The organism is Streptomyces sp. WELS2, assembly GCF_013870595.1.
Lineage (GTDB): Bacteria > Actinomycetota > Actinomycetes > Streptomycetales > Streptomycetaceae > Streptomyces.
The window spans coordinates 1-2,965 of sequence record NZ_JACBWZ010000754.1 but is presented as its reverse complement, the minus strand read 5'-3'; the positions used below and the strand labels follow the sequence as shown (position 1 = coordinate 2,965).

Annotated in this window: 4 protein-coding genes; 2 read left to right on the top strand and 2 right to left on the bottom strand. The window is 74.9% G+C overall.

What is annotated here, in order from left to right; all coding sequences use genetic code 11:
* Positions 1-155 (bottom strand): dihydrofolate reductase family protein (locus H5J33_RS29305; RefSeq protein ID WP_181797829.1); only part of this gene is annotated, 155 nt, incomplete at its 3' end.
* Between the two features lie 86 nt (positions 156-241).
* Here H5J33_RS29305 and H5J33_RS29300 point away from each other — a divergent pair.
* Both H5J33_RS29300 and ribA read left to right on the top strand, forming a co-directional pair.
* Complete coding sequence (locus tag H5J33_RS29300) at positions 242-751, top strand: MarR family winged helix-turn-helix transcriptional regulator (protein WP_181797828.1); 510 nt, start codon at positions 242-244, stop codon at positions 749-751.
* Positions 752-889: 138 nt separating this feature from the next.
* The gene (gene ribA, locus H5J33_RS29295) at positions 890-1,525 is read left to right on the top strand and encodes a GTP cyclohydrolase II (protein ID WP_181797827.1); all 636 of its coding nucleotides are present in this window, start codon (positions 890-892) and stop codon (positions 1,523-1,525) included.
* Here ribA and H5J33_RS29290 read toward each other — a convergent pair.
* Positions 1,503-2,963: a DHA2 family efflux MFS transporter permease subunit gene (locus H5J33_RS29290; RefSeq protein WP_181797826.1), complete on the bottom strand. Its 1,461-nt coding sequence runs from the start codon at positions 2,961-2,963 to the stop codon at positions 1,503-1,505. The genes ribA and H5J33_RS29290 overlap by 23 nt on opposite strands.
* Positions 2,964-2,965: the final 2 nt, after the last annotated feature.

Below are 2,965 nucleotides of genomic sequence, written 5' to 3'. Positions count from 1 at the left end.
CCGGCGCCGACCAGGATCGCGTCGGCCGAGGCCCGTACCCCGTCGACCCGGTCGAAGTCGGCCGGACCGGACAGCAGGAGCCGCTCGGGACCGGTGTCGTCCAGGTAGCCGTCGAGGGAGACGGCGGCGGACAGCAGCACGTACGGCAGGGGCATCGGCGCTCTTTCCTGTGGAGGCGGCCGGGCCGGCGCCGGGCCGCGAGCGGCTTGGTTCAAGTTTTAAACAAACTTACACTGGCGGCATGACGACCCGCTGGCTCACGCCCGAGGAGCAGCGCGCCTGGCGCGCCTACATCGCCGCCTCCCGTCTCCTGGAGGACGCGATCGACCGGCAGCTCCAGCGGGAGGGCGGCATGCCGCACCTGTTCTACTCGGTCCTGTCCGGCCTCTCCGACGCCCCCGGACGGCGGCTGCGCATGACCGACCTCGCCGAGGCGCTGAAGATCACCCGCAGTCGGCTGACGTACGTGGTGAACCGGCTGGAGCGGGACGGCCTGGTGTGCCGGGAGAACTGCGCCACGGACAAGCGCGCCTCGCTCGCGGTGCTGACGGACGAGGGGATGGCCGTACTGGAGCGCACGGCGCCCGGGCACGTCGAGACGGTCCGCTCGCTGCTGTTCGACCGGCTCACCGAGGAGCAGGTGGGGCAGCTGGAGGAGATCTGCGCGGGGATCACGCACGGGCTGCAGGGCGAGGGGGCCGGGGCGGGCGCGGAGGACGTTCCCTGGCGGCGCCGTTCGTCCTGCTCCTGACCCCCGCGAGCCGTACGCCACCGCCGCCGGCCGCACGCCGGCCCCCGGCGAGGCCGACCGCTTCAATTTTCAAGCATGAGGTAGGGTCCCTGCGAACCACTGCTTCAAATCTGAAGCACATGCCCCGGAGGGATCCGCATGCCCGACGTCCCCACCGCCACCCCCCGCGCCCGTGTCCGGGTACCGCTGCGGTTCGCCGACGGCTACGGCACCGACGCCGACCTCGTCACCTTCCACGGCCTCACCGACGGCCGGGAGCACCTCGCCCTCGTCCTGGGCGACCCGGGCCCCGTACCGCTGGTGCGGCTGCACTCCGAGTGCCTGACCGGGGACGTCCTCGGCTCGGCCCGCTGCGACTGCGGACCGCAGCTGCGCGAGGCGGTCGAGCGCATCGCCGGCCGCGGCGGGATCCTGCTCTACCTCCGCCAGGAGGGCCGGGGCATCGGCCTGTACAACAAGCTCGACGCGTACGCCCTCCAGGACGAGGGGCTCGACACCTACGCGGCGAACGCCGCCCTCGGTCTGCCGGAGGACGCCCGCGACTACACGGCCGCCGCCCAGATGCTCACCGCCCTCGGCGTCACGGAACTGGACCTGCTGTCCAACAACCCCGACAAGGCCGCCCAGTTGCGTGCGCTGGGCATCGGCGTCCGGGACCGCGTGCCCACCGGCGTCTTCACCACCGCCCACAACATCCACTACCTGCGCACCAAGGCCCTGCGGACCCGGCACACCCTGCCCCTGGCCGGACTCACGGACCTGACGGCGGGCTGACGGGCGGCCGGGCCGGGCCCCGCCGCCCGTCCGGGAGGCGGAGCGCGGCCGGTATCGCCAGGGCCAGGAGTGCCGCCGCCACCGCGTAGGTGAGCCGGAAACCGGCCGGGTCCGGGCCGGCCGCACCGAGCAGCACGGACAGCAGGGCCGTACCGGCCGACGCGGCCAGCTGGGCGTTGATGCCCAGTGCGGTGCTCGCCCCGGCCAGCCGCTCCGCGGGCAGACCACGGCTCGCGGTGGTCATCGCCGGCATCAGCGTCATCCCGGCGCCCACGCCCATCACCATGCCGGCGACGACGATCCGCCACGGCGCGGCCCCGGGCGTCCCGGTCTGCCAGGCCAGCAGGCCCATGCCGAGGGCGCCCACCGCGCACCCCGCCGCGATCAGCGGGCGCGGGGCGACCCGGTCCACCCGCCGCGCCGCGATCTGCATCGTCGCACCGACCACGAGCCCGACCGGCGCGCCGAGCAGCCCGGCCGCCGTGGCGCTCAGAGTCCGCTCCTGCTGCCAGTACAGCGGGCCGAGCAGCATCGAGCCGAAGTAGCCGCAGGTGAACGGGGCGAGCGTGGCGACGCCCGCGGCGAAGGTACGGTCCCGCAGCAGCCGCAGATCCAGCAGCGGCGCGCGGACGGTGAGCGCCCGCCGTACGAAGGCGATGGCGAGCACCGCGCCGGCGAGCGTCGGCAGCAGCGCGCCGGGGGCCGTGAAGTCCCCGCGCTCGCCGCCGCGCGAGAGTCCGTACAGCAGCAGGGCCAGGCCGGGCGAGAGCATCAGCAGACCGGGGAGGTCCAGCCGGGGCCGGCCGGCGCCGGGGGCGTGCGGGGCGTCCTTCGGCAGCAGGCGCGCCGCGAGGAACAGGGCCAGGGCGCCCACGGGCAGGTTGATCAGGAAGATCCAGCGCCAGGAGACGGCGTCGACCAGCCACCCGCCGAGGACCGGGCCGGCGACCGGGCCGACCAGGATCGGCAGCCCCAGCAGGGCCATCGCGCGGCCGAGCCGGGCCCGGTCGGCGACCCGCATGCCCATCGCCATGCCGACCGGCTGGAGCAGTCCGCCGCCCAGCCCCTGCACCGCGCGGAACGCGATCAGGCCGGCCGCGTCCCAGGCGCAGGCGGCGAGCAGCGAGCCCAGCGTGAACAGGCCGAGCGCGAGCAGGTAGGTCCGCTTGGCCCCGATCCGGGCCATCGCCCAGGCGGCGACCGGGATGACCGCGGCGAGCGCGAGCGTGTACGCGGTGGCGGTCCACTGGATGGTCTCCAGCGGGGCCCCGAAGGACTCCGAGAGGCGGCGCAGCGCGACGTTGACGATCGTCATGTCGAGCACGGACATGACGGTGCCGAGGACCACGACGGTGACGACGCGGTAGAGGGCGGTGGACGGCGCGGACGGTGCCGCGGTGCGGGCCGGGCCGGACTCCGCCGAGCGCGGGGTGCTCATCT